The organism is Streptosporangium sp. H13245, from assembly GCF_055690525.1.
Map to the genome: position 1 here is coordinate 654,778 of NZ_JBSZKT010000001.1, position 21,898 is coordinate 676,675.

The window sequence follows — 21,898 nt, forward strand, 5'->3', positions numbered from 1 at the left end:
GACGACATGCAGCACCTTGGAGGTACCCACAGTGTCCGGCTGGCGTCCGTGGCGTCCGACCATGCTCGGCTGAGCTACTCGTACCTCAACTCCGGCGACGTCGACGCCTACACCTCCCTCTTCGAGAAGGACGTCGTGCTGTGCCACCCGGAGGTGACCGTCTACGGAAGAGACGAGCTGGAGCGCTACCGCCAGCGGCAGATCGGCCTCCGCCACTACCTGGTGGTCATGGTCATCGCCTCGGGGTCGGGGGAGCACGTCGTCGTCGTCGGCAGCGAGACGGGGCCGGACCCCGGTGAGCAGGTGAGCTTCGCCGACGTGTTCACCGTTTCGAGCTGTGGCCTGTTCACCTCCCAGCAGGCCTTCTACTTCACGCCCAGGCGATGAGCGCCGCGATGATCTCCTCGGCCTTCCTCGTCCACCGCTCGGACTCCCGCTCCTGGAACATGGCCCGCGCCTTCTCCGCCAGCTCCCGCGCCTGGACGACGTCGCCCCTGGCCGCCAGGACCTCGGCCAGGTCGAGCCGCACCTGTGCGGCACCGAGGTCGTCCATGATGCTCTCGCGGATCTCCGCCGCGTGACGCAGGGCCTGCTCGCTCAGGTCGAGCTCCTGGCGTCGGCCGTAGATGATGCCGAGGCTGTGCAGGGCGTAGCTCTCACCGATGACGTCGCTGTTCTCGCGCACCATTCGCAGGACCGTGCTCCCCGCCTGTTCGGCCCGCTCGTAGTTCGCGCTCAGCAGGTACGCCTTGCTGAGCTTGTGCATCACCTGGGCCTCCACGCGGAGGCTGCCCGTCTGCCTGGCGATCTCCAGCGCCTGGTTCAGCTGTGCCTCCGCCTCGCCGTACCGTTGCCCGTCGAGTGCGATCTGGGCGATCTTGATCAGGACGTGGGCCTCCCCGACCAGGTCCCCGACCTGCTGGAAACCGGTGAGCGCCTGCTGGTACAGGGGCTCGGCCTCCGACGAACCCCGGTGGTATTCGAGCATCGCCAGGTTCCGCGACGCCAGCGCCGTGCCATGGACCTCCCCAAGCTTCTGGAACTGGGTGAGTGCCAGCTCCAGCAGCGGCCGTGCCATGGCCGGCCGCCGCTGGTTGAGGTGCATCGAGCCGAGCGAGCACATGATCGCCGCCATGCCTCGCCTGTCGTCGACCAGCCGGGCGGCACTGAGGGCGTTCTCGTGAGTGTGCTGCCAGTCCTCGAAGTAGCTGCGTGTCTCGAAGAGCGCGACCAGGGTGACCGCGAGATCCCAGCCCACCTCGGCCAGGCCGTGCTTCCCGGCCAGGATCACCGCCGCGCAGAGGTTGACCCGCTCCTGCTCCAGCCAGTCGAGGGGGCTCGCCAGGAGCCGGTCGAGCTGGTCGTCGGGCAGCTTCCAGCGGGGCGCGTAGCCGTGCAGCAGGGTGTAGTCACCGCCGTAGAGCCGGCGATGCGCCTCCTCGGCGAGGTGCACCCAGCAGCCCATCACGCGCTCAAGGGCGGCCATCTTGCCGGTGTCGTCCCCGCGCTCGTACAGCCGCTCCCGCGAGAAGGCGCGGATGAGACCGTGGAACTTGTAGCGCGGGTAGCCGCCGTTGTCGACACCCGCCACGTCCAGCAGCCGGGAGTCGACGAGCTCCTCCATCCAGTCCACGGCCCGGTGCGCCTCGCCGTCGAGCGCGGCGGCGGCGAACCAGTAGGGGATGGTCTCGCCTTCGGCCAGGCCGAGCAGGTCCAGCAACCGGCGGGCCCTCTCACCCATCCCGTCGTAGGTGAGCAACAGGCTCTTCCTGACGACCATCTCCCCGTGGGCCAGTTCGTCGAGGCGGTACCGCTCGTCGGTCAGCCTGTTCACCATCGAGGCCAGCGACCAGTGGGGGCGAGCGGCCAGCCGGGCCGCCATGATCCGCAGGGCGAGCGGCAACCCCCCGGCCATCTGGGTCAGGGTGAGGGCGGCACCCGGCTCGGCCGCCACCCGGCCGGCTCCGATGACCTTGGCGATGAGTGCCAGGGAACTGGTCTCGTCCATGACGTCCACTTCGAGCTGCAGCGCACCGGGCAGACCGGTCAGGCGGGTCCGGCTGGTGACGATGACGGCGCAACTGCCGCTGCCGGGAAGCAGCGCCATCACCTGGGTCTCGCTGACCACGTCCTCAAGGACCACCAGTGTCCGCTTGTCGGCCAGCAGGCTGCGGTACATGGCGGTCCGTTCCTCCACGCTGCCGGGCACGGCGGGACCGGGAATTCCCAGCGAACGCAGGGAGGTGCCGAGCGCGTCGGCCACGGACACGCTCTGCGGCTGGTTGCCCAGGAGATCCCGATAGAGCTGACCGTCGGGGAACGCCTTCATGAGGCGGTGTGCGACATGCACGGCCAGACAGCTCTTCCCCGCACCGGCCTTGCCACTGATCACCACGATCGGCATGGCGATGTTGCCACCGGCACGCAGGAACCTCTCGGCCTCGTCCACCAGGTCGTGATGACCGGTGAAGTCCTGGATGTCGGCCGGCAGCTGATGCGGGGTGATCGGCAGCAGCATCGCGGGCTGGTCCGGGGCGAGCGTGACGGAGTCCCTCGCCGAACCGGCGAGCAGCAGCGAGTCGTCACCCAGCAGGATGGCCCTCTCCAGCCGCTGCAGCTTCTCACCCGGCTCCAGGCCGAGCTCGTCCACCAGCCGGGCCCGCCCCACGCGGTAGGTTTCCAGGGCGTCGGCCTGCCGTCCCGACCTGTGCAGGGCGATCATGAGCTGACCGCGCAGCCGCTCGCGCAGCGGAGTGTGCTCCACCAGGTCGGTGAGCTCACCGACCAGTTCGCGGTGCCTGCCCAGTTCCAGCTCGATGTCGAGACAGGACTCCAGCGCGGTCAGCCGGGCCTCGTCCAGCCGCAGCGCCTTGCGCTCCAGCACCCGGCTGACGACGCCGCTGAGGGCCGGGCCCCGCCACAGGGCGAGCGCCTGCCGTAGCAGGACCGCCGCCGCGACGGGATTCGTCTGCGTCAGATGCCCGGCCTCCCGCACCAGCGTGTCGAAACGGTGAGAGTCGAGGTCCTCCAGTGATATCCGCAGGCAGTATCCGGGCGGACGCCGGATGATCTCTCCTCCGGCCGGGACGAGGGCCACCAGCCGCCTCAGCGCCGAGATGCAGATGTGCACCTGGGCGCGCGCGCTGGGCGGAGGATCCTCGTCCCAGACGGCGTCGATGAGATGTTCGGTACTGACGATGTGATTGGCCTGCAGCAGCAACGCTCCGAGAACGATCGGTTGCCTGCCAGGTGAGATGGGGACAGGTGCTTCGCCGTCATGTAACTCGATGGGCCCAAGAATGCGGAACGGAGCCGCCACACCTGCTGCCATGGCTCACCTCTCATCACAATGGGTAATCTCAGCGATATTGACATGGGCAATCGACTTCCGACGCCATTGTAATAAGACTGACAAGCGTGAACCTGGATGGACCAAGATACACCGAGATAGACGTGGAGCTTTCGATGGGAGAGATCCCACAAGCCCTTTTCAGTCCGGGAAGCCCCGTGCGATCGTCCGGCGAATCGCTCTCGACGTTCCAAAGGAACCGGTCCACTATTTCCCTTCGACGGGGTCCGCCGGTTTTGGCGACCGGTGTGCGCGTGCGTACGCCGGTTCGGTGTGGCCGGTGGACACAAGCGGACATCGCGCTGGTCACCGGCCATCTTCGGTGATATGCCCACCCGGGAGGCGAGGTCCGTCCCGCCGCCCGGGGCGAGTGAAAGCGAAGCGCCGACCGTTTGGAAAACGCCTGGCCGCTAAAGGCGCGTACCAAATGGTGAATGCCCTTAGGAGACCGCCCTGCGGTCACACTACTGGGTGGGCGCGAAAGCGTGTACAACCGCTGATTCTCAGCGGTTGTACACTGGCGTGATCTCAGTGAATATCCGGTAGGGGGTCGCGCTCGAAATCGATGCCCCGGCTTCGAGGTCGTCGGCACGCACGACTTCCGCGAACCCGGCGGCCACTCACCGCCCGCGATCCGGACGGCCCCCGCCCGCGCGACCCTGCGGGACCGAATCGGCAACCCCACCCCGCCGGCCCACCCGAGCGGATACGGAGCGGACAACTCCGGCGCGACGTACGATTTCGCATGTGACCAGCAGAGCCGTCCCGGCGCAGCACCTGCGCGACCTCGCGCGGCTGCGCCGCGTCCGCGACCGGATCGACCGGGAGTACGCGCAGCCGCTGGACGTCGAGGCGCTCGCCCGCGGCGCGCACATGTCGGCCGGGCACCTCAGCCGCGCGTTCCGGCTCGCCTACGGCGAGTCACCGTACGGCTACCTGATGACACGGCGCGTCGAGCGCGCGATGGCGTTGCTGCGCCGTGGCGACCTCAGCGTCACCGAGGTCTGTTTCGCGGTCGGCTGCTCGTCGCTGGGCACCTTCAGCAGCCGCTTCACCGAGCTGGTCGGCGTGCCGCCCAGCGTCTACCGGCGCCAGGCGGCGCGTGCGACGGCGGGGATGCCGTCCTGCGTGGCGAGACAGGTGACCAGGCCGGTCAGGACCAGACCGGTCAGGAATCGAGAAGCGCCGGTCCCCGAACCGCACCTAGCGTGACTGCCATGGACATCACCATTCACGCGAGCTTCCTGCCGCACGACGACCCTGACGCCTCCCTGACCTTCTACCGCGACACCCTCGGCTTCGAGGTCCGCAACGACGTCGGCTACGACGGGATGCGCTGGATCACGGTCGGCCCCGCCGACCAGCCCGGCACGTCCATCGTCCTGCAGCCGCCGGTCGCCGACCCCGGCGTCACCGACGACGAGCGCCGCACCATCGTCGAGATGATGGCCAAGGGCACCTACGCCGGGATCCTCCTGTCCACCGCCGACCTCGACGGCGCCTTCGCGCGGCTGCGCTCCGGCGACGCCGAGATCGTCCAGGAGCCGACCGAGCAGCCGTACGGCGTTCGTGACTGCGCCGTCCGCGACCCCGCGGGCAACATGATCCGCATCCAGGAGCTGCGCTGAGCCGTCCGGTGGCCGCGGCCGTGAGCCGCGCGGACGGCACCTGAAGACGGCACCTGAAGGAGAACCGCACGTCCGGCTCGAAACCGGTCGGATCGAGCCGGACGACACCGACGGAGACCGCGAAGGCGGCCCGCCCGACAGATGGAGACACGATGAGCACGACCTCCGGGGCGGGCCCGCAGGCCCCGCACGCCGCCGACAGCCACGACCTGATCCGCGTGCGGGGCGCGCGCGTGAACAACCTCAAGGACGTCAGCGTCGAGATCCCGAAGCGCCGGCTGACGGTGTTCACCGGCGTCTCCGGCTCGGGCAAGAGCTCGCTGGTGTTCGGCACGATCGCCGCCGAGTCGCAGCGGATGATCAACGAGACCTACAGCGCCTTCGTGCAGGGCTTCATGCCGACACTGGCGCGGCCGGAGGTCGACGTCCTCGAAGGGCTCACGACCGCGATCATCGTCGACCAGCAGCGGATGGGCGCCGACACCCGCTCCACGGTCGGTACCGCCACCGACGCCAACGCGATGCTGCGCATCCTCTTCAGCAGGCTCGGGCAGCCGCACATCGGCCCGCCCAACGCGTACTCCTTCAACGTCCCCTCGGTCCGGGCGAGCGGCGCGGTCACGGTCGGCAACGGCAAGACCGTGAAACAGACCTTCACCCGCACCGGCGGCATGTGCACGCGCTGCGAGGGCCGGGGCTCGGTCTCCGACATCGACCTCACCCAGCTCTACGACGACTCCAAGTCGCTCGCCGAGGGCGCCTTCACCATCCCCGGCTGGAAGTCGGACAGCTTCTGGACCGTACGCGTCTACGCCGAGTCGGGCTTCGTCGACCCGGACAAGCCGATCCGCGACTACACCAAGAAGGAGCTCCACGACTTCCTCTACAGGGAGCCGGTCAAGGTGAAGGTCGACGGCGTCAACCTCACCTACGAGGGGCTGATCCCCAAGGTGCAGAAGTCGTTCCTCTCCAAGGACCCCGACGCGCTGCAGCCGCACATCCGGGCGTTCGTGGACCGGGCGGTCACCTTCACCGTCTGCCCGGAATGCGACGGCACCCGGCTCAGCGAGGCGGCCCGCTCCTCGCGGATCGGCGGGGTCAACATCGCCGACGTCTGCGCGACGCAGATCAGCGACCTGGCCGGATGGGTCCGCGACCTCGACGAGCCGTCGGTCGCGCCGCTGCTCGCCACGCTGCTGCGGACCCTCGAATCGTTCGTGGAGATCGGGCTGGGCTACCTCTCGCTCGACCGGCCCTCGGGCACGCTGTCGGGCGGCGAGGCGCAGCGCGTCAAGATGATCCGCCACCTCGGCTCCTCGCTCACCGACACCACCTACGTCTTCGACGAGCCCACCGTCGGCCTGCACCCCCACGACATCCAGCGGATGAACAACCTGCTGCTGCGGCTGCGGGACAAGGGCAACACGGTGCTCGTCGTGGAGCACAAGCCGGAGACGATCGTGATCGCCGACCACGTCGTCGACCTCGGCCCCGGCGCCGGTACGGGGGGCGGCACCGTCTGCTTCGAGGGCACCGTCGAGGGGCTGCGGGCCAGCGGCACCGTCACCGGCCGCCACTTCGACGACCGGGCCACCCTCAAGAAGACGGTGCGGACGTCCACCGGCACGCTGGAGATCCGCGGCGCGACGGCGAACAACCTGCGCGACGTCGACGTCGACATCCCGCTCGGGGTGCTCACCGTCATCACCGGCGTCGCCGGATCCGGCAAGAGCTCGCTCGTCCACGGGTCGATCCCCACCGGCGCGGGGGTGGTGTCGATCGACCAGGGCGCGATCCGCGGCTCGCGGCGGAGCAACCCGGCGACGTACACCGGGCTGCTCGACCCGATCCGCAAGGCGTTCGCGAAGGCCAACGGTGTGAAACCCGCGCTGTTCAGCGCCAACTCCGAGGGCGCCTGCCCCAGCTGCAACGGCGCCGGGGTCGTCTACACCGACCTGGCGATGATGGCCGGGGTCGCCACCACCTGCGAGGAGTGCGAGGGGAGGCGGTTCCAGGCGTCGGTGCTGGACCACCACCTCGGCGGCCGTGACATCAGCGAGGTGTTCGCGATGTCGGTGACCGAGGCCGGGGAGTTCTTCGGCTCCGGCGAGGCGCGCGTACCGGCCGCGCACGCCATCCTCGACCGGCTCTCCGACGTCGGGCTCGGCTACCTCAGCCTCGGCCAGCCGCTCACCACCCTGTCCGGCGGCGAGCGGCAGCGGCTCAAGCTGGCCACCCACATGGCGGAGAAGGGCGGCGTCTACGTCCTCGACGAGCCGACCACCGGCCTCCACCTCGCCGACGTCGAGCAGCTGCTCGGCCTGCTCGACCGGCTCGTCGACTCCGGCAAGTCGGTCATCGTGATCGAGCACCACCAGGCGGTCATGGCGCACGCGGACTGGATCGTCGACCTCGGCCCCGGCGCCGGCCACGACGGCGGCCGGATCGTCTTCGAGGGCACCCCCGCCGACCTCGTCGCCGCCCGCTCCACCCTCACCGGCGAACACCTCGCGGCCTACGTCGGCGCGGGAACATCCGGTGCGGGAAAATAGGGAGGGCAGCGGACACCTCAAACCGGGGCCCCGAAGAAAGGCGAGCACAGTGAAGATCGTCCTCGACGACCTCTCCGGTCCGGAGATCGCCGGGTTTCTCGACGAGCACGTCCAGGAGATGCGGTCCATCACGCCCCTGGAGAGCAAGCACGCCCTCGACCTGGACGGGCTCCGCAAGCCCGAGGTCACCTTCTGGTCGGTCCTGGACGGTGACACCCTGGTGGGCTGCGGCGCGATCAAGAGGCTGGACGCGGGCCACGCCGAGGTGAAGTCGATGCGTACCGCGCCGACACGCAAGCGGAGCGGGACCGCGTCCCTGCTGCTGGGGCACATCATCGCCGAGGCCAGGCGCATGGGGCTCACCCGGCTGAGCCTTGAGACCGGCGCGACCGAGTTCTTCCTGCCCGCCCGGAAGCTGTACGAGAAGTTCGGGTTCGACTACTGCGAGCCGTTCGCGGACTACCGGCCCGACCCGTACAGCGTGTTCATGACGAAGGTGCTCTGAAGGACCGTTGCCCCCGGTCTCACGGACAGGAATCAGCGATCCGAAATATGTACAATGACGGTGAAACTACCTGACCTTGCCGATCGGAAGCAGGGCGAATGACCGGGCTGTCCCCCACCGCGCTGGTGCCGATTCTCATCCTGCTCCTGCTGTTGGGAATCGACGCCTGGGTCTACGCGGACGCCAAGGAGCGGCTGAGACAGGGCGATCCCGTCGCCTTCTCGTTCGGGTCCCTCAGGGTGGACACCCCCCACGCGTGGTTCCTGGGTTCCCTGGTCCTGTGGGTCGTCTTCTTCCCGCTCTATCTGACCGCCACGGGGCGAAACCCCTTCCGGTAGCCACCGCCGGATCCCGGAGGTCAGGCCCGGCCGAGCCGCCGAAGGCCCGGGGGGCAGGCGGACGTGCGGTGCGGCACCGCACGTCCGGGCCCGAGCGGTTTCCCGGTCACTTCTCGACGACCTTCCGGTTGTCACCCAGCTGCATCATCGCCGCCCCGGGCATGGCACCGGCGAAGGCAGGGCACTTGGCCGCGGCGGACGGCAGGGTCGCCGGATCCACCCCGGCCGCCACCTCCCGCCTGCCCGGCCCGAACCGCTCGGCCACCGAGCGAAGCCTGTCCAGGGAGAATCCGTAGACGTCGGCCGCGTTTCCGGCGAGCATGGCCGTCGCCTCGGCGTCGGGCACCCCGGCGAAGGCGAACCGGATGGCCTCCCGGGAGTAGGGGAAGCTCGACTCGACATGCGGGTAGTCGCTGCCCCACATGATCTTGTCGATGCCCACGAGGTTCCTCTTGGCGGTCTCGTTCGGGTGCAGGAAGCTCGCTCCCACGTAGCACTGCCGCTTCCAGTACTCGCTGGGGCGCAGGGACAGCCGGTCGAGCACATGCGTCCCGTGGTAGGTCATCTCCTCACTGGACAACCCGGAGGGGGTACGCATCGAGTCGAAGTACCGGTCCATGGACCTGAGCAGCGCCGGGATCCAGTCGACCCCCACCTCGGTGAACACGACCCTGAGCCCGGGGTGCCGTTCGAGCACGCCGCCCAGGATGAGGTGGCGCAGCGTCCGCTGGTCCCACCACTTCATCTCCATGAGGAAGAACATGTCGTCCTCCTGCTGGGTGCCCGTCCTCGGCCCCGAACCGCCGCTGTGGCAGTTGATCGGGATCCCCAGCTCGGCGCAGGTCTCCCACAGCGGCCTGTAGTAGCTGTGGTAGAGCGGCGGCAGGCCAGAGCCCGGCGGCACGCCAGGAAGCAGCACCCCTCCGTGCACCCCGGCGTCGACGGCCGCGTGGATGTCCTCAATGGCCGCGTCGATGTCGTGCGGCATGACCTGGATCACACCCGCGCGGCGCCCTTTCGCCATGCCGCAGAAGTCCGCCAGCCAGCGGTTGTGCGCCCGCAGCCCCGCCCGCCTGCGGCGTACCTCCTCCACGTTCGGCACAGCGGCCTGGCTGCTCGCCAGCGAGGAGGTGGAGAAAAACGGCGGGACGGTGTTGGGGTACAGGACCTCCGCCACGACCCCGTCCTGCTCAAGATCCCGCAGTCGGCGGTCGGAGTCCCAGTTGCGGGAGCCGTCCTCGCCCTTCATGTCCTCGTAGGGGACCTCGTAGGTCGCCGCCCAGCGATCGAACTCCTCATGATAGGACGACTCCAGATAGTCCCGGTATCCGTCGACCGGGGCACCGCCATGGCCGTCGACCGAGATGACAATGTGCCGGTCGTCTGCTGTGTCCATCAGCAAGTCCTTTCCGATGAGACGGTGAGGGCGGCGGAAACACGACCGCCGCCCTCACCGAGCGGATCTCAGATCAGATCCGGGCGTAACTGAGCGGATCCAAGCGTCAGATCCGGGCGTAGCTGAAGGTGACGCTGCGGTCGAAGTCCGCCTCCGCGGACACGTCAAGCTCGTCGGCAGCCTCGGACTGCATGGTCCACGACTGGTCCGAAATAGACAGGTTGCGCATTAGCCATTCACCCCCTCTCTTCGTCGGAGGAACATGGGACATCGCCATGGGACATCTCAGAGAGGCGTCCCATGGACGCTGGTGACGGCTATCAGACCGATGAGCCGAAGTGATGGGCCGCATCCGCGACCACGAAGTCCATATGGGCGCCGGTGATCCCGTCGCCGAAGCCGATGTGCACCGGCCCCGCCCCCTCGTTGAGCTGCGAGTTGACGGTCCAGTCCACGTACGGCAGGACATGCTGGTTGGTCCCGAGGCCGAGTTCGAGGGCGTGCAGCCCGTACTCCGGGTTGGTCACCTCGAGAAGCGCGTCGGTGAAGTCCTCGCCACCGGCGCGCACGTCGGAGAGCACGCCGCCCTTGAGGCGCAGCACGATCGGGCCGCGCCGGTTGAGCTCGCGCCGGAGGTCGTCCGCGGCCCGGATCCGGGCGTCACCGGCCTCGTCGAACCTCGGGTCGCGGGCGGCCAGGACCCCGGAGGCCACGGCGGTGCCGTCGATGGTGAAGGGGCGCGGGCGGTCCGCCGAGAAGCCGCGGGCGGTGAGTGCGATCTCGCAGTAGCTCCCCACGCCGACCCACTGCCCGGTGCCGATGGTGGGCGAGGCCCAGGCGTCGAGGGTGAGGTCGTCGGCGAGCGTGCAGACGAAGTTCGTGGTGAGGTCCCCCGCCGAGGACGGCCCCTGCGAGACGAAGTTGATCGGTTCGGTCAGGCTCCTGAGCTCGTCGATCCACCGGCGGGTCCGCTCGACGGCGACCGCGTAGTCCGTCAGAAGCGTGAGCCGCAGGGTGTAGAGGGCCGATTCGAGCTCGGTGCCGAAGCTGGAGATGGGGACGAACAGCACCTTGGCCTTGCGGAAGCGCTTGCGAATCTCCTTGCTCAGCATGTGGTTCCGGAGAAGGAGAACCACGTTGGCACCCTCGGGGAGGTCGTCGGCCTCGGCCATCGGGATGCCTGTGAGCCCGTACCGGGAGGCGCTCTGAAGAAGCGTCTCGTCGTCGCTCACCGCGTAGATTTCTCCGCCCGGAAAGACGTCACGTAGTTTTGCGGTCGAGATCTCCGCAGAGTCGCCGCCCCCGTTGCCGGACACAGGATGATCCTTCATTCACACCCCACCCGTCTCGCAATCCGATGAAATTCTTTCCGGATACTCAAGGCAATAATGCGCACCTGTCCGAGAACTGTCAAGAGCAGCTCATCAATAAACTTCCTGGCTACCAAGAAGGGGATCAAAGAGGGTGAGTGAACTTCGACAATGCGTAACTCCTTCTTCATTTTCCCAGGTCAGAGCACCTTTCTCGCTGACTCTTTTCGGTGAGGTACTCCAGAATTAGTATACGAATTACAGCGAAATAAGCAGTGGCACGTAACCGTTTATCACTCCCGTCCGCACCGGCGGTCCGGACAGAAGAGTTACCGGGGATAGGGCATTTTCGGGACCGGCGGGCCGTTCATTTCTTTCGGCTCTCGGCGAATCAGTCCCGGGCACATGTACTACATTCGTAGTTTCTCGCCGCGCCGGCGGTGACGGCCGGCCGGTACGCCGTCCGGGCGGCCCGGACTCCCGGGCACACGGGAACGGATCTCGTCCGGATCTCGTCCGGCAGAACGGACCTCGTCCGGCAGGGGGCGTCGACATCTTGTCGCACGCGATCCGGCAGCTGCTCGAACCGGCGGCCAATACGACGGCCAATACAGCCGGTCGGCCGCCGGTGTCCCCGCGGACGGGCCGTGACGCCGCCGGACAGCCGACGGCCGACCCCGATCACGGCGACGGGTTCTCCCCGCGACAACACGGACGGCCCGGCCCGACCGCGCGTCCAATCCCCGCCAGCGGTCCGGAACAGGCGTCCGGTTCCCCTCAACGGGCCAGGACAGGCATCCGGTCCCCGCCGACGGTCCGGGGTGGTCTCGTCAGCCGTCGTCGGCCGAGACCCGCTCCAGCAGCGCCGACCAGGACTGGTCATCACCCAAGGGAGCACCCGCAGGAGCGTCCGAGGGGGCACCCGGGGAAGGCGGCCCGGCCAGGCGTTCGGTCAGCAGCGCGGTCAGGGCGGCCACCGTCGGGTAGTTCCACAGGACCGTGGCGGACAGCGTCGCGCCGGTCAGCCGCTCCAGCCTGCGGCGCAACGCCAGCCCCATGATCGAGTCGAGGCCGAGTTCGGCCAGTGGCCGGTCGTCGGCCAGATCCCCGACCGGCAGGCCGAGCTCGGCCGCGGCCGCCTCCCGCACGACCGCCGTCAGGGCGGGCCCCAGCTCATCCGGCGGGAACGCCGTCCAGTCCGGACGGGCGGGCCGGGCAGCGCTTGTGTCCGTGTCCGCGCCCGTGTCCGCCGTGGCCCCGGGTCCGGCCAGGACGTCCGCGAGCAGTCCTTCGGGAGGCGTGTCCGGCGCGCTCCCCGGCGCGACGACCAGGGCCTGGGCCGTCCGGTGCCGTAGCACGTGGTCCAGCGCGCCGAACGCCTCCTCCGCGCGCAGCGGACGCAGCCCGGCGGCGCGCGTCCGCTCGTCGACCAGGCGCGCGTCGGCGGCGAACCCGAGACCGTCCCAGGGCCCCCACCCGAGGCTCACCACGCGTGCGCCGTCCCGGCCGCGCCGGCGCGCGAAGGCGTCCAGGAACGCGTTCGCCGCCGCGTACGGCCCCTGACCGGGCACGCCGAACAGCGCCCCGGCCGACGAGAACAGCACGAGGAAGTCCAGGTCGTCCACCGGGAAGACGGCGTCCAGGGCGAGCAGGCCCGCGACCTTGGGCCACAGGACGGCCCGGACGGTGTCGTCGTCCAGGTCGCGCAGCGGCCGGTCGCCCACGACCCCGGCCGCGTGGACGACGCCGCGCACCGGCGGCAGCCCGGCCCGGTCGCGCTCGCGGACCAGACGGCGCAGCGCCGCGACGTCGCCGACGTCCAGCGCCACGGCCTGGACGGCGACGCCACGGGCCTCCAGCGCGCGGATCGCGGCCACCCGTACGGCCGTGGCGGGATCGGCGGCGGCACGCCGGTCCCAGTCCCCGCGCGGGGGCAGCGGCGTGCGCCCGGCGAGCACGAGGCGGCGCGCGCCGCGCTCGGCCAGCCACCCGGCGGTCCGCAGCCCGAGCGCGCCGAGACCCCCGGTCACCAGGTAGGCGGCGTCCGGACGGCACGCTGTCGGCGTACCGTCCGGCGGGTCGCCGACAGGGGCGAGCCGCAGCCCTGTCACGCCGCCCGCGACGATCGACAGGGGACCGTCCCGGCGCAGGCCGAGCACCCCTGCCAGCGCGGCGAACGTCGCGTCGTCCTCGTCGTCGAGGTCGGCCACTCCGCCCCAGCGGTCCGGGTGTTCGGCTGCCGCGACTCCCGCCAGCCCCCACAGCAGGGACTGGAGGGTGCCGGAGACATCCCGTGGAGACCGCGCCCCTCTGGTGACCAGCCAGACCCGGGCCGAACCCCCCGCCGCCGCGATCGCGGCGGCGGCGCGGCGTACCGTCGCGACGGCGTCCTCGTACGGGGTGGCGGAGGCGGTGCCCGCGAGCGGCGCGAGGACGATCGCCTCGACGTCCGGGAGCCCTTCTACGGACTCGCCGAGGTGCACCCGGCCGCAGCGGTCACGCAGGGCGGCCGCGAGCCGCCCGGTGAACGGGCCGGGCGGCCCGACGACCGCGACCGAGGCCGGTGGGGCGGCCGTCGTGAGGTCGACGGGCTCCCAGCGCGGGGCGAACGTCAGCCGCCGCGCGTCCACGACGTCGGGTCCGGACACCGTGTCCAGGAGCGCGTAGGTGAGCCGACCGGCGGTCAGCATGGTCTCGCCGTCCGGGCCGGTGACGACGACGTCCATGACCACCCCGCCACGCCCGGTCTCCCCGGAAACGCGCACGTCGATCACGGCGTGCCCGGCCGGTTCCGCGACGCAGGCCAGATGACCCACGCCGGACGGGACCGGCGTCCCCCGCCAGTCGTCCACGACCGCGAGCGGGGCCAGGTGGAGGACCGCGTCGAGCAGCCCGGCCGTGCCGTCGGTGAGTTCGACGGCGCCGCGCAACCGGCCCGGCGCGCGCCACGCCTCGGTCACGTGCCACGGGTAGGCCCGCCCGGCGGCCGAGCCGTCCAGCAGGGCGTCGACGTCCGCGCCGGTGAGCCGGTCGCCGTCCGGGGCGTGACCGGGCGGTGGCGGGACCGGGCCCGGACCGGCGGTACGCGCGGTCAGGTGCTCCACCCACCCCGCGTCCGGCGACGGGACCTGGTCCGGAACGGCGATGCGCGCGGTCAGGTGCTCCACCCACGCCGCGTCCGGTGACGCCTGCGGGCGGGCCGCCAGCCGCAGCGCACCACCCTGCTCGGTGACCTGGGCCTCCAGGCGCAGGCCGGTGAGCACGGGGCGCAGCAGCCGTACGTCGGCGACCGCCCCGGTCCCGGACGCCCGCAGCAGCGTGTTGAGCAGCACCGCGGCCGGAACGACCGGCACACCGTCGACGGTGTGCTCGCCGGGGAAGGGCGGCGCCTCGGGTGAGCACAGCGCGCGCCACGTCCGGATCGCGGGTTCGGCGGGGACCGTGTCGGCCACGCCGAGCAGGGTGCCGGGGGCGGGCGCCGGGAGGCCGGGATCGGGCGCGGTGTCCGCGATCCAGTGGCGGGTGTGGCGCCACGGGACGGCGGGCAGGTCGATGACGCGGCCCGCCGGGTGCAGCGCCGGAGGGTCGGGACGAAGGCCCGCCGCGACGAGGCGGGCCAGGGCCGTCCTGAACGTCCACGGCTCGTCGCAGTCGCGGCGGAGTGTCGGGACGACCACGGGCTCGGCGACGCCCTCCGCGCGCAGCGTCTCCTCGACCGCGTGGGTGAGCACCGGATGCGGAGAGATCTCCACGAAGGGCCCGATGCCCGCCGCCGCCCGTACCGCCTGCTCGAACCGCACCGGGCGGCGCAGGTTCGCCCCCCAGTACGCCGCGGTGAAGTCGGGCGCCTTGCGCGGGTCGTCGAGCACGGTGGTGAGGAACTCGCAGGTCGGCTCGCCGGTGCCGGTCACCTCGCCCAGCTGCTCGGCCAGCTCGCCCAGCAGGGGGTCCATGTGGCTGGAGTGGGAGGCCACGTCCACCCGTACGGTGCGGGCGAGCCGTCCCTCGCCCTCCAGCCGGGCGACGAACCGCGCCACGGCCTCCGCGTCGCCCGCCATCATGCTCTGGCCGGGCGCGAGATGACCCGCCACCTCGACACCGGGGAATCCGGCCGCCAGGTCCTCCGCCCCGAGGCCGGTGAGGTCCGCCACCGCCATCGCGCCGCGTCCGGCGGCGCGGGCCATCAGCCGGGACCTCCGTACGATCACCGCGACCCCGTCCGCCGGGGTGAGGGCCCCCGCCACCACCGCGGCGGCGACCTCGCCCATCGAGTTGCCGATCACCGCGGCCGGTGTGACGCCGTGCGCGCGCCAGAGCGCGGCGAGCGCGACCTGGACGCCGAACAGCACCGGCTGGACGCGGTCGATGCCGACGAGCGGGCGGCCTCGTTCGAGGGCGTGCCGCAGCGAGTACCGGGCCTCGCGGACGAACAGCGGGTCCAGCTCGTCCACCGCGGCGGCGAAGGCGGGCTCCTCGGCCAGCAGGCCGCGCGCCATCCCGGTCCACTGCGCCCCCTGCCCGGGGAACACCCACACCGGCCCCTCCCCGGCGGCGGCGCGGGCCGGTGGGAACACGGCCGGGCCGGGCCGTCCGGCGGCCAGGTCGCGCAGCTCGGCCACGAGCTGACCCCGGGAACCGGCGACGACGGCGGTGCAGGGCCCGGCGGTGCGCCGCGCCAGGGTGTACCCGACGTCCGCCAGGGCGGGAGCGTCGTCCGGGGCGTCCAGCCGGTCGGCGAGCGCCGAGGCGAAGGCCAGGGTCCTCTCCGGGTCGGCGACCGGCAGGCAGTAGACGCCCGGACGGTCGGAGGCGTCGGCGGGCCGCGCGTCCGCCTCCGGTTCACCGGCGGGCGCCCGCTCCAGGACCGCGTGGGCGTTGCCGCCGCCGAAGCCGAACGAGGACACCCCCGCGCGGAGCAGCCTCGGCCGGTCGGCCGTCTCCTGCCGGTCGAGCTCCGGTGTCACCACCCGCAGGCGCGCGCCGTGGAAGTCGATGTGCGGGTTGGGAACGGTGAAGTGCAGGCTCGGCGGTACGCGGCCGTTGGCCAGCGCCAGCACCACCTTGATCAGTCCCGCCACGCCCGCCGCGGCCTCCAGGTGGCCGATGTTGGTCTTGACCGATCCGACCGGCAACGGCGCGTCGGCGTCGCGGGCCGCGCCGAACACCCGGCCCAGGGCGCGGGCCTCGACGGTGTCGCCGAGCATGGTGCCGGTGCCGTGCGCCTCGACGTAGTCGATCTCGCCGGGGTCGAGCCCGGCGGCGGCGCAGGCCGCCCGCAGCACGGCCTCCTGCGCGTCGGGGTTGGGGGCCATCAGGCCGTTGGACGGGCCGTCGCTGTTGACGGCGCTGCCGCGCAGGACCGCCAGGACACGGTCGCCGTCCCGGCGCGCGTCGGCCAGCCGTTTCAGCACCACCACGCCGCAGCCCTCGCCGCGGACGTAGCCGTCGGCGGCGGCGTCGAAGGTCTTGCACCGGCCGTCGGCGGCCATCGCCCCCGCCCGGTGGAAGTTGACGGTCACCCCGGGCGACAGGATGAGGTTGACGCCCCCGACGAGCGCCAGGTCGCTCTCCCCCGAGGCCAGGCTCCGCGCGGCGAGGTGCGTCGCCGTCAGGGACGAGGAGCAGGCGGTGTCGACGACGAGGCTGGGGCCGTGCGCGCCCAGCCAGTAGGAGATCCGGTTGGCGATGATGCTCGGGCTGGCGCCGGTGCCCGTCCAGGCGTTCACCGCCGTCAGGTCGCGGAACAGCATCTGGCCGTAGTCGGAGGTGGACGCGCCGACGAACACGCCGGTACGGGTGCCCGCCAGCGCGCCGGGGGCGATGGCGGCGTGCTGCAGCGCCTCGACCGCGACCTCCAGCGCGATCCGCTGCTGGGGGTCCATCGCGGCGGCCTCACGCGGCGAGACGCCGAAGTACTCGGCGTCGAACCCGCCCACGTCGTGGGCCAGGAACCCGCCCCGGGGGACCGCCCCGCCCAGCAGGCGCGCGACGGCGGGCTCCTGCCTCGTCCACTCCCGCCAGCGGTCCGCGGGAACCTCGCCGACGCCTTCACGACCCGCCGACAACATCTCCCAGAACGCCGAAGGATCGGTGACGCCGCCGGGGAACCGGCAGCCGATCCCGACAACGGCCACCGGCCCGGCCGTGGACGGCGACACCCGGTCCTCCGGGGCCACCGCGGGTTCGCCCCGTCCGGGAACGCACGCGCGGGCCAGCCCGGCGACCGTCGGGTGGGCGTAGACGAGCGCGGGATCGACGACGGTCCCAAGCCACTCCTGCAGCTCGCCGGTGATCTCGACGATGTCGCGGGAGCTCAGCCCCAGTTCGTTGAGGGGGCGCCCCGGATCCACCTCGGCCGGGGGCCGCCGCAGGCGGCGGGCCAGCCGATCGGCGAGCCAGTTCCGGATCTCGGCCTCGGTCGGCGTCCGGCGGCCCGGGGCCGTCATCGCGCACCGTCCGCCGTCACGCCGTCCGCCACCGCGTCGATCACCGTGTCGATCACCGCGGGGTCCAGCGGGTCGAGACCACCGGCGGCGAACCGCGTACGGCACTCCGTGCGCCGGATCTTGCCGCTGGTGGTCCGTGGAAGCCGTCCAGGCCGGACGAACACCAGCCCCTTCGCCCGCAGCCCGTGTTCGGCCGCGAGCATCGCGTTCACCGTGTCGGCCAGCCCGGCGGCCGGTTCGTCGAGCCGTCCGCCGCGCAGCTCGGCGACGACGCCCAGGCCCTCGCCGTCGGCCGTCTCCAGCGCGAAGGCCGCCACGCCGCCCGGCCGGATCGCCGGGTGCGCCTGCTCGACGGTCAGCTCGATGTCGGCGGGGGCGTGGTTACGGCCGTCCACGATCACCAGCTCCTTGCTGCGGCCGGTGATGTACAGCTCGCCCTCGTACAGGAAGCCCATGTCGCCGGTACGCAGCCAGCGGCCCGGCGGCCCGCCGGGGCGCTCGACGAAGACCGCGCGGGTCAGGTCGGGCCGCCCCCAGTAGCCCTCGGCGACGTTGGCGCCGCGCACACAGACCTCGCCGACCCGGCCGGCGGGCAGTTCCGCGCCCGTCTCCGGGTCGGCGACCAGTACGGCCACCTCCGGCAGCGGCGGCCCGCAACCCACCAGGCCCCGCACGGGCGTCCCGCCGGGCGCGGCCGGGCGGGCGCGGCCCTCGGCGAGCTCCGCGCGGTCGAAGGTACGGATCACCGCGCCCCGGACGGCGGCGGTCACGCCGAGGGTGGCCTCGGCCAGCCCGTAGCCGGGCGAGACGACCGCCGGGTCGAGGCCGCAGGGACCGAAGGCGTCCAGGAACGCCTCGACGCTGCCGGGCCGGACCTGCTCGCTGCCGTTGGTGACGCTGGTGAGCGAGCTCAGGTCCAGGTCGCGGCGCCGGTCAGGGCCGACACGGCGTACGCACAGGTCGAAGGCGAAGTCGGGGCCGGCGGTCCAGGTGCCCCGGTAGTCGGAGATCAGCCGCAGCCAGCGGGCGGGCTCCTGCAGGAACGCCATCGGGGTGAAGAGCACCGCGTGGGCACCGGCGCCCAGCGGCAGCACTATGCCGGAGATCAGTCCCATGTCGTGGAAGAACGGCAACCAGGACACGACGACCGACTGGTCGTCCATCTCCGACCGCTGTTCGATCTGCCGGACGCACGCGAGCAGGTTGGCGTGGGTGACGCACACCCCCACCGGCTCGCGGGTGGAGCCCGACGTGTACTGCAGGAACGCCAGATCGCCGGGCGAGCGCGGCGGGTCGGTCCAGTCGGCGGCCGTCTCCGTCGGCACCTGGTCGACGCACAGGATCGCGCACCCGGTGTCCTCCGGCGCGTCGCCCAGCGCCGCTTCGACGTCGGCGCGCGCGTCGGTCGTGGTGAGCACGTAGCGCGGCGAGCAGTCGGCCAGCACACCGCGCAGCCGGACGGTCTGGCCCGGCCTTTCCGGCCCGGGAAGCGGCACCGCGACACAGCCCGCGTACAGGCAGCCGAGCAGCGCGTCCACGTAGCCGGGACCGTTCGGGCACGAGATCGCCACCCGGTCGCCGGGCGCGCAGATCCGCTGGAGCGTCGCGGCGACCGCGCGGGCGCGCTCGTCCAGGGTCTCGTAGTCGACGGCCCGGGCCCGCCCCGCCCGGTCGGCGGCGAAGTCCACGAAGGAGAAGGCCACCCGCTCGGGTGTGCGCGTGGCCCGGCGACGCAGGATCGTCACCAGGTCGTCCGGCTCGCCACCGGGGAACGCGGGCAGGCTCACGGGGCTCCCTTCACCGGTCCGGTAAGCGGGACCGGTGAGCAAACCGGTCCGGTGGGCGGAGTCGGCGTGGTCACGGGTCCGGTAGGCGGGGCCGCCGTATTCATCGGTCCGCCCGCGGGCTCGCGCACGACCCGCCCCCCGTACCGCGAGCCGGTGCCGGGGAATTCCGCCGGTCCGCGGGAGCGGCCTTTCTGCAATGTCCCATAAGCTCCATGGTCCTGACCGCCGGAAGGCCAGGCAATGACCCGGAATAAGCAGCGGCCTCATACTTTGGTATTACGGCCGGAGTGCTCCGCCGGAGCGTATTTCCCGGCCTTCGTGCCACCCGCCAGCGGAATCACGCCCGCGAACGTCCCCTCAAAAGGATGCACCGGCAATCTCACCCGGTTTGTCATCGGGACGATCCTCATTGACATCGAATCGACCTCGCCGTTAGCTTGCGATAAGCAAAAAATACGCGGTGAGGCATATGGGAATTCTCGACGGCAAGAACATTTTGATCACCGGAGTGCTCACCTACTCGTCGATCGCCTTCGAGGTCGCCCGGGTGGCCCAGGCGGAGGGCGCGGAGGTCGTGCTCACCTCCTACGGCCGCCGCAGTCTGGTGGAGCGGGTCGCCATGCGGCTCCCCAAACCGCCGCCGGTGGTCGACCTGGACATCACCGACACCACACAACTCCACGCGCTGGCCGAGCAGGTCGGCGTGCACTTCAACGGGCTGGACGGCGTCCTGCACGCGGTCGCGTTCGCGCCACCGGGTGCCCTCGGCGGGCAGTTCCTGCGGACCTCGTGGGAGGACGTGGCGACGACACTGCAGGTGTCGACCTTCTCCCTCCAGGCGCTCACGAGCGCGGTGCTGCCGCTGCTGCGTCCCGGCGCCTCGATCGTGGCGCTCGACTACGACGGCCGCGGCGCGTCCCCCGGCTACGACTGGATGGGGGTCGCCAAGTCCGGGCTGGAGTCGTGTGCCCGGTATCTGGCGCACTACCTGGGCCCGCACGGCGTGCGGATGAACCTGGTCGCGGCGGGGCCGCTGCGGACGGTCGCCTCGTCCAACATCCCCGGGTTCAGGGATTCACTGGCGGAATGGGACGAGCACGCACCGCTGGGCTGGCGACCCGACGACCACACGGTGGTCGCACGGGCGTGCGCGGCCCTGCTCTCGGACTGGTTCCCCGCGACCACCGGCGAGATCGTTCACGTGGACGGCGGCAGGCACGCCATGGGCACCTGAGCCGGACTGGTTCCCCGCGACCACCGGCGAGATCGTTCACGTGGATGGCAGCAGGCACGCCATGGGCACCTGAGCCGGGGGACTCCCGGCCTTCTTCCTCACGGTTCGCGAGATCGGACGCTGAATCGTTCCCGCAGCCGAGCAGGCCGTACGTTGTCCGCCTGGCCGATGGCTGCCCGGTGCGGTGCCGCCTGGAGGCGGTGCCGACGGCGGGGATCCCCGCCCGAAGCAGGTGTCACCGGCCCTGTCTGCGCGTCTCCACACGTCAACACGTCAGGACATGTCAGGGCTCCACGCGTCAGGGCGAAGCCGTCGGCCCCGAGCGGGCCGACGGCGGTCTCCGTCGATGTCCGTTCACTCGCCCCGAACCCCGGGCTCGGTGTGCGTCCGGTCGGCTGGACCGGCATCGCCGCCACCGACCGCCACGGCCGTCCCGACGGACCTCGGCTACCCGATCTCACGACACGAGAGGGCGTCGCGCCGATCACCCCTCGTTCCGGGGGTGCCCCTTCTGGACGGGCTCCTGTGCCGGATCGCTCTTGCTGTCACCGGCCGAGAACGTCGCCACGATGGGCCAGATCACCCAGATCGCCAGCATGGTGGTCATGGACCTGACCCACGCCCAAAGGTGACCGGTACGGTCGGGATCGTCGACGAACATGATGATCGCGAACAGTAGTCCGCAGGTGATGACCCAGGTCAGGCAGGCCTTGCCGAACTGGCGCCACTCGTAGCGCATGTAGGGGCGGCCCGACTGGGGCGGGCGGCGCGGAGGGGGGCCGTCGGCGAACCGGTGCGCGAACCGGTCGTCGGCCCACCGGATGATGCTCGGACCGAAGACCACGGAGAACCCGACGTACACGGCCACGAGTCCGTGCTGGGGCCCGGCCGTCGCTCCCGCGCGCAGATCGAAGTAGGAGGCGACGAGCAGCACGAGGTCGAGAAGCGGAACACCCGCGAGCAGCACCGCGCCGATCAACCGCCGGCCGAGCAGATAACGTGCGGCCAGCCCGGCGGCGAGAACGACCCAGAAGGCGATTTCACAGGCCACGATGAGGCCGAAGATCATGTTTTTGCGCCCACTTTCCGTATCGGTTGTGTACAGCGGCGACACAGGGGCCGCTGTCTCAAAATGGAATGTTTTTCCGCTCACTCACCTCCATGGCGTGCCGGTCGCCGTCGAATGCCAATCTTCGTCGGCCGCGTTTATCGCTCGCATAGTACCGGCGTCTCAGGTAACGTCGCATCGCTTCATACCAACATGTCCATGATGAGCCGCCAAGGGCCCGCGAGAGAACCCCTTTGAGGAGGAAGTTCGCGTACACCGAAAGGAGGTAGTTCGCGTACGTCGAA

At 71.2% G+C, this 21,898-nt stretch carries 14 protein-coding genes; 7 read left to right on the plus strand and 7 right to left on the minus strand.

The genetic code is table 11. From position 1 onward, the window contains the following. Positions 1–6 precede the first annotated feature (6 nt). Positions 7–387, plus strand: a complete 381-nt coding sequence (locus tag ACW9TB_RS03140) for a nuclear transport factor 2 family protein (protein WP_472746368.1) — start codon at positions 7–9, stop codon at positions 385–387. On the opposite strand, the gene ACW9TB_RS03145 is transcribed toward ACW9TB_RS03140, so the two are convergent. After that, the gene (locus ACW9TB_RS03145; RefSeq protein ID WP_472746369.1) at positions 371–3,220 is read right to left on the minus strand and encodes an AfsR/SARP family transcriptional regulator; all 2,850 of its coding nucleotides are present in this window, start codon (positions 3,218–3,220) and stop codon (positions 371–373) included. The two genes, ACW9TB_RS03140 and ACW9TB_RS03145, sit on opposite strands and share 17 nt — an antisense overlap. A gap of 876 nt (positions 3,221–4,096) precedes the next feature. On the opposite strand from ACW9TB_RS03145, the gene ACW9TB_RS03150 reads away from it, so the two are divergent. From ACW9TB_RS03150 to ACW9TB_RS03170, 5 genes are all read left to right on the plus strand, one after another. Further along, positions 4,097–4,561 carry a helix-turn-helix transcriptional regulator gene (locus ACW9TB_RS03150; protein WP_472746370.1) on the plus strand — a complete coding sequence of 155 codons (465 nt, stop codon included), beginning with the start codon at positions 4,097–4,099 and terminating at the stop codon, positions 4,559–4,561. Between the two features lie 5 nt (positions 4,562–4,566). Next, on the plus strand, positions 4,567–4,977 hold the full coding sequence (locus ACW9TB_RS03155; protein ID WP_472746371.1) for a VOC family protein: 411 nt from the start codon (positions 4,567–4,569) through the stop codon (positions 4,975–4,977). A 152-nt stretch (positions 4,978–5,129) separates the two neighbouring features. Then, positions 5,130–7,529 (plus strand): ATP-binding cassette domain-containing protein, encoded by a 2,400-nt coding sequence (locus ACW9TB_RS03160; RefSeq protein ID WP_472746372.1) that lies wholly within the window; start codon positions 5,130–5,132, stop codon positions 7,527–7,529. A 49-nt stretch (positions 7,530–7,578) separates the two neighbouring features. Next, entirely contained in the window at positions 7,579–8,034 is a 456-nt protein-coding gene (locus ACW9TB_RS03165; protein ID WP_472746373.1) for a GNAT family N-acetyltransferase, read from the plus strand. 98 nt (positions 8,035–8,132) lie between these two features. Further along, the gene (locus tag ACW9TB_RS03170; RefSeq protein WP_472746374.1) at positions 8,133–8,372 is read left to right on the plus strand and encodes a hypothetical protein; all 240 of its coding nucleotides are present in this window, start codon (positions 8,133–8,135) and stop codon (positions 8,370–8,372) included. A 106-nt stretch (positions 8,373–8,478) separates the two neighbouring features. Here ACW9TB_RS03170 and ACW9TB_RS03175 read toward each other — a convergent pair whose 3' ends face one another. The 5 genes from ACW9TB_RS03175 to ACW9TB_RS03195 form a co-directional block, all read right to left on the minus strand. Next, entirely contained in the window at positions 8,479–9,768 is a 1,290-nt protein-coding gene (locus tag ACW9TB_RS03175) for an amidohydrolase family protein (protein ID WP_472746375.1), read from the minus strand. Between the two features lie 106 nt (positions 9,769–9,874). Continuing rightward, the gene (locus ACW9TB_RS03180; RefSeq protein WP_472746376.1) at positions 9,875–9,997 is read right to left on the minus strand and encodes a hypothetical protein; all 123 of its coding nucleotides are present in this window, start codon (positions 9,995–9,997) and stop codon (positions 9,875–9,877) included. 91 nt (positions 9,998–10,088) lie between these two features. Further along, positions 10,089–11,099 carry a hypothetical protein gene (locus ACW9TB_RS03185; RefSeq protein WP_472746377.1) on the minus strand — a complete coding sequence of 337 codons (1,011 nt, stop codon included), beginning with the start codon at positions 11,097–11,099 and terminating at the stop codon, positions 10,089–10,091. A gap of 809 nt (positions 11,100–11,908) precedes the next feature. Beyond that, positions 11,909–17,524, minus strand: a complete 5,616-nt coding sequence (locus ACW9TB_RS03190) for a beta-ketoacyl synthase N-terminal-like domain-containing protein (protein ID WP_472746378.1) — start codon at positions 17,522–17,524, stop codon at positions 11,909–11,911. Next, positions 17,521–19,311, minus strand: a complete 1,791-nt coding sequence (locus tag ACW9TB_RS03195) for a fatty acyl-AMP ligase (RefSeq protein ID WP_472746379.1) — start codon at positions 19,309–19,311, stop codon at positions 17,521–17,523. The genes ACW9TB_RS03190 and ACW9TB_RS03195 overlap by 4 nt, the downstream gene beginning before the upstream one ends. Positions 19,312–19,780: 469 nt before the next feature. On the opposite strand from ACW9TB_RS03195, the gene fabI reads away from it, so the two are divergent. Continuing rightward, complete coding sequence (fabI, locus tag ACW9TB_RS03200; protein WP_472746380.1) at positions 19,781–20,545, plus strand: enoyl-ACP reductase FabI; 765 nt, start codon at positions 19,781–19,783, stop codon at positions 20,543–20,545. A gap of 484 nt (positions 20,546–21,029) precedes the next feature. Here the strand turns inward: fabI and ACW9TB_RS03205 are convergent, their stop codons facing one another. Then, the gene (locus ACW9TB_RS03205; RefSeq protein WP_472746381.1) at positions 21,030–21,614 is read right to left on the minus strand and encodes a hypothetical protein; all 585 of its coding nucleotides are present in this window, start codon (positions 21,612–21,614) and stop codon (positions 21,030–21,032) included. Between the last annotated feature and the right edge of the window lie 284 nt (positions 21,615–21,898).

Bases quoted from the DNA above. Each gene is read 5' to 3' on its own strand.
- ACW9TB_RS03140 (WP_472746368.1), top strand. From the start codon at position 7: ATGCAGCACCTTGGAGGTACCCACAGTGTCCGGCTGGCGTCCGTGGCG.
- ACW9TB_RS03155 (WP_472746371.1), top strand. From the start codon at position 4,567: ATGGACATCACCATTCACGCGAGCTTCCTGCCGCACGACGACCCTGAC.
- ACW9TB_RS03160 (WP_472746372.1), top strand. From the start codon at position 5,130: ATGAGCACGACCTCCGGGGCGGGCCCGCAGGCCCCGCACGCCGCCGAC.
- ACW9TB_RS03170 (WP_472746374.1), top strand. From the start codon at position 8,133: ATGACCGGGCTGTCCCCCACCGCGCTGGTGCCGATTCTCATCCTGCTC.
- ACW9TB_RS03175 (WP_472746375.1), bottom strand. From the start codon at position 9,768: ATGGACACAGCAGACGACCGGCACATTGTCATCTCGGTCGACGGCCAT.
- ACW9TB_RS03180 (WP_472746376.1), bottom strand. From the start codon at position 9,997: ATGCGCAACCTGTCTATTTCGGACCAGTCGTGGACCATGCAGTCCGAG.
- ACW9TB_RS03185 (WP_472746377.1), bottom strand. From the start codon at position 11,099: ATGAAGGATCATCCTGTGTCCGGCAACGGGGGCGGCGACTCTGCGGAG.
- ACW9TB_RS03190 (WP_472746378.1), bottom strand. From the start codon at position 17,524: ATGACGGCCCCGGGCCGCCGGACGCCGACCGAGGCCGAGATCCGGAAC.
- fabI (WP_472746380.1), top strand. From the start codon at position 19,781: ATGGGAATTCTCGACGGCAAGAACATTTTGATCACCGGAGTGCTCACC.
- ACW9TB_RS03205 (WP_472746381.1), bottom strand. From the start codon at position 21,614: ATGATCTTCGGCCTCATCGTGGCCTGTGAAATCGCCTTCTGGGTCGTT.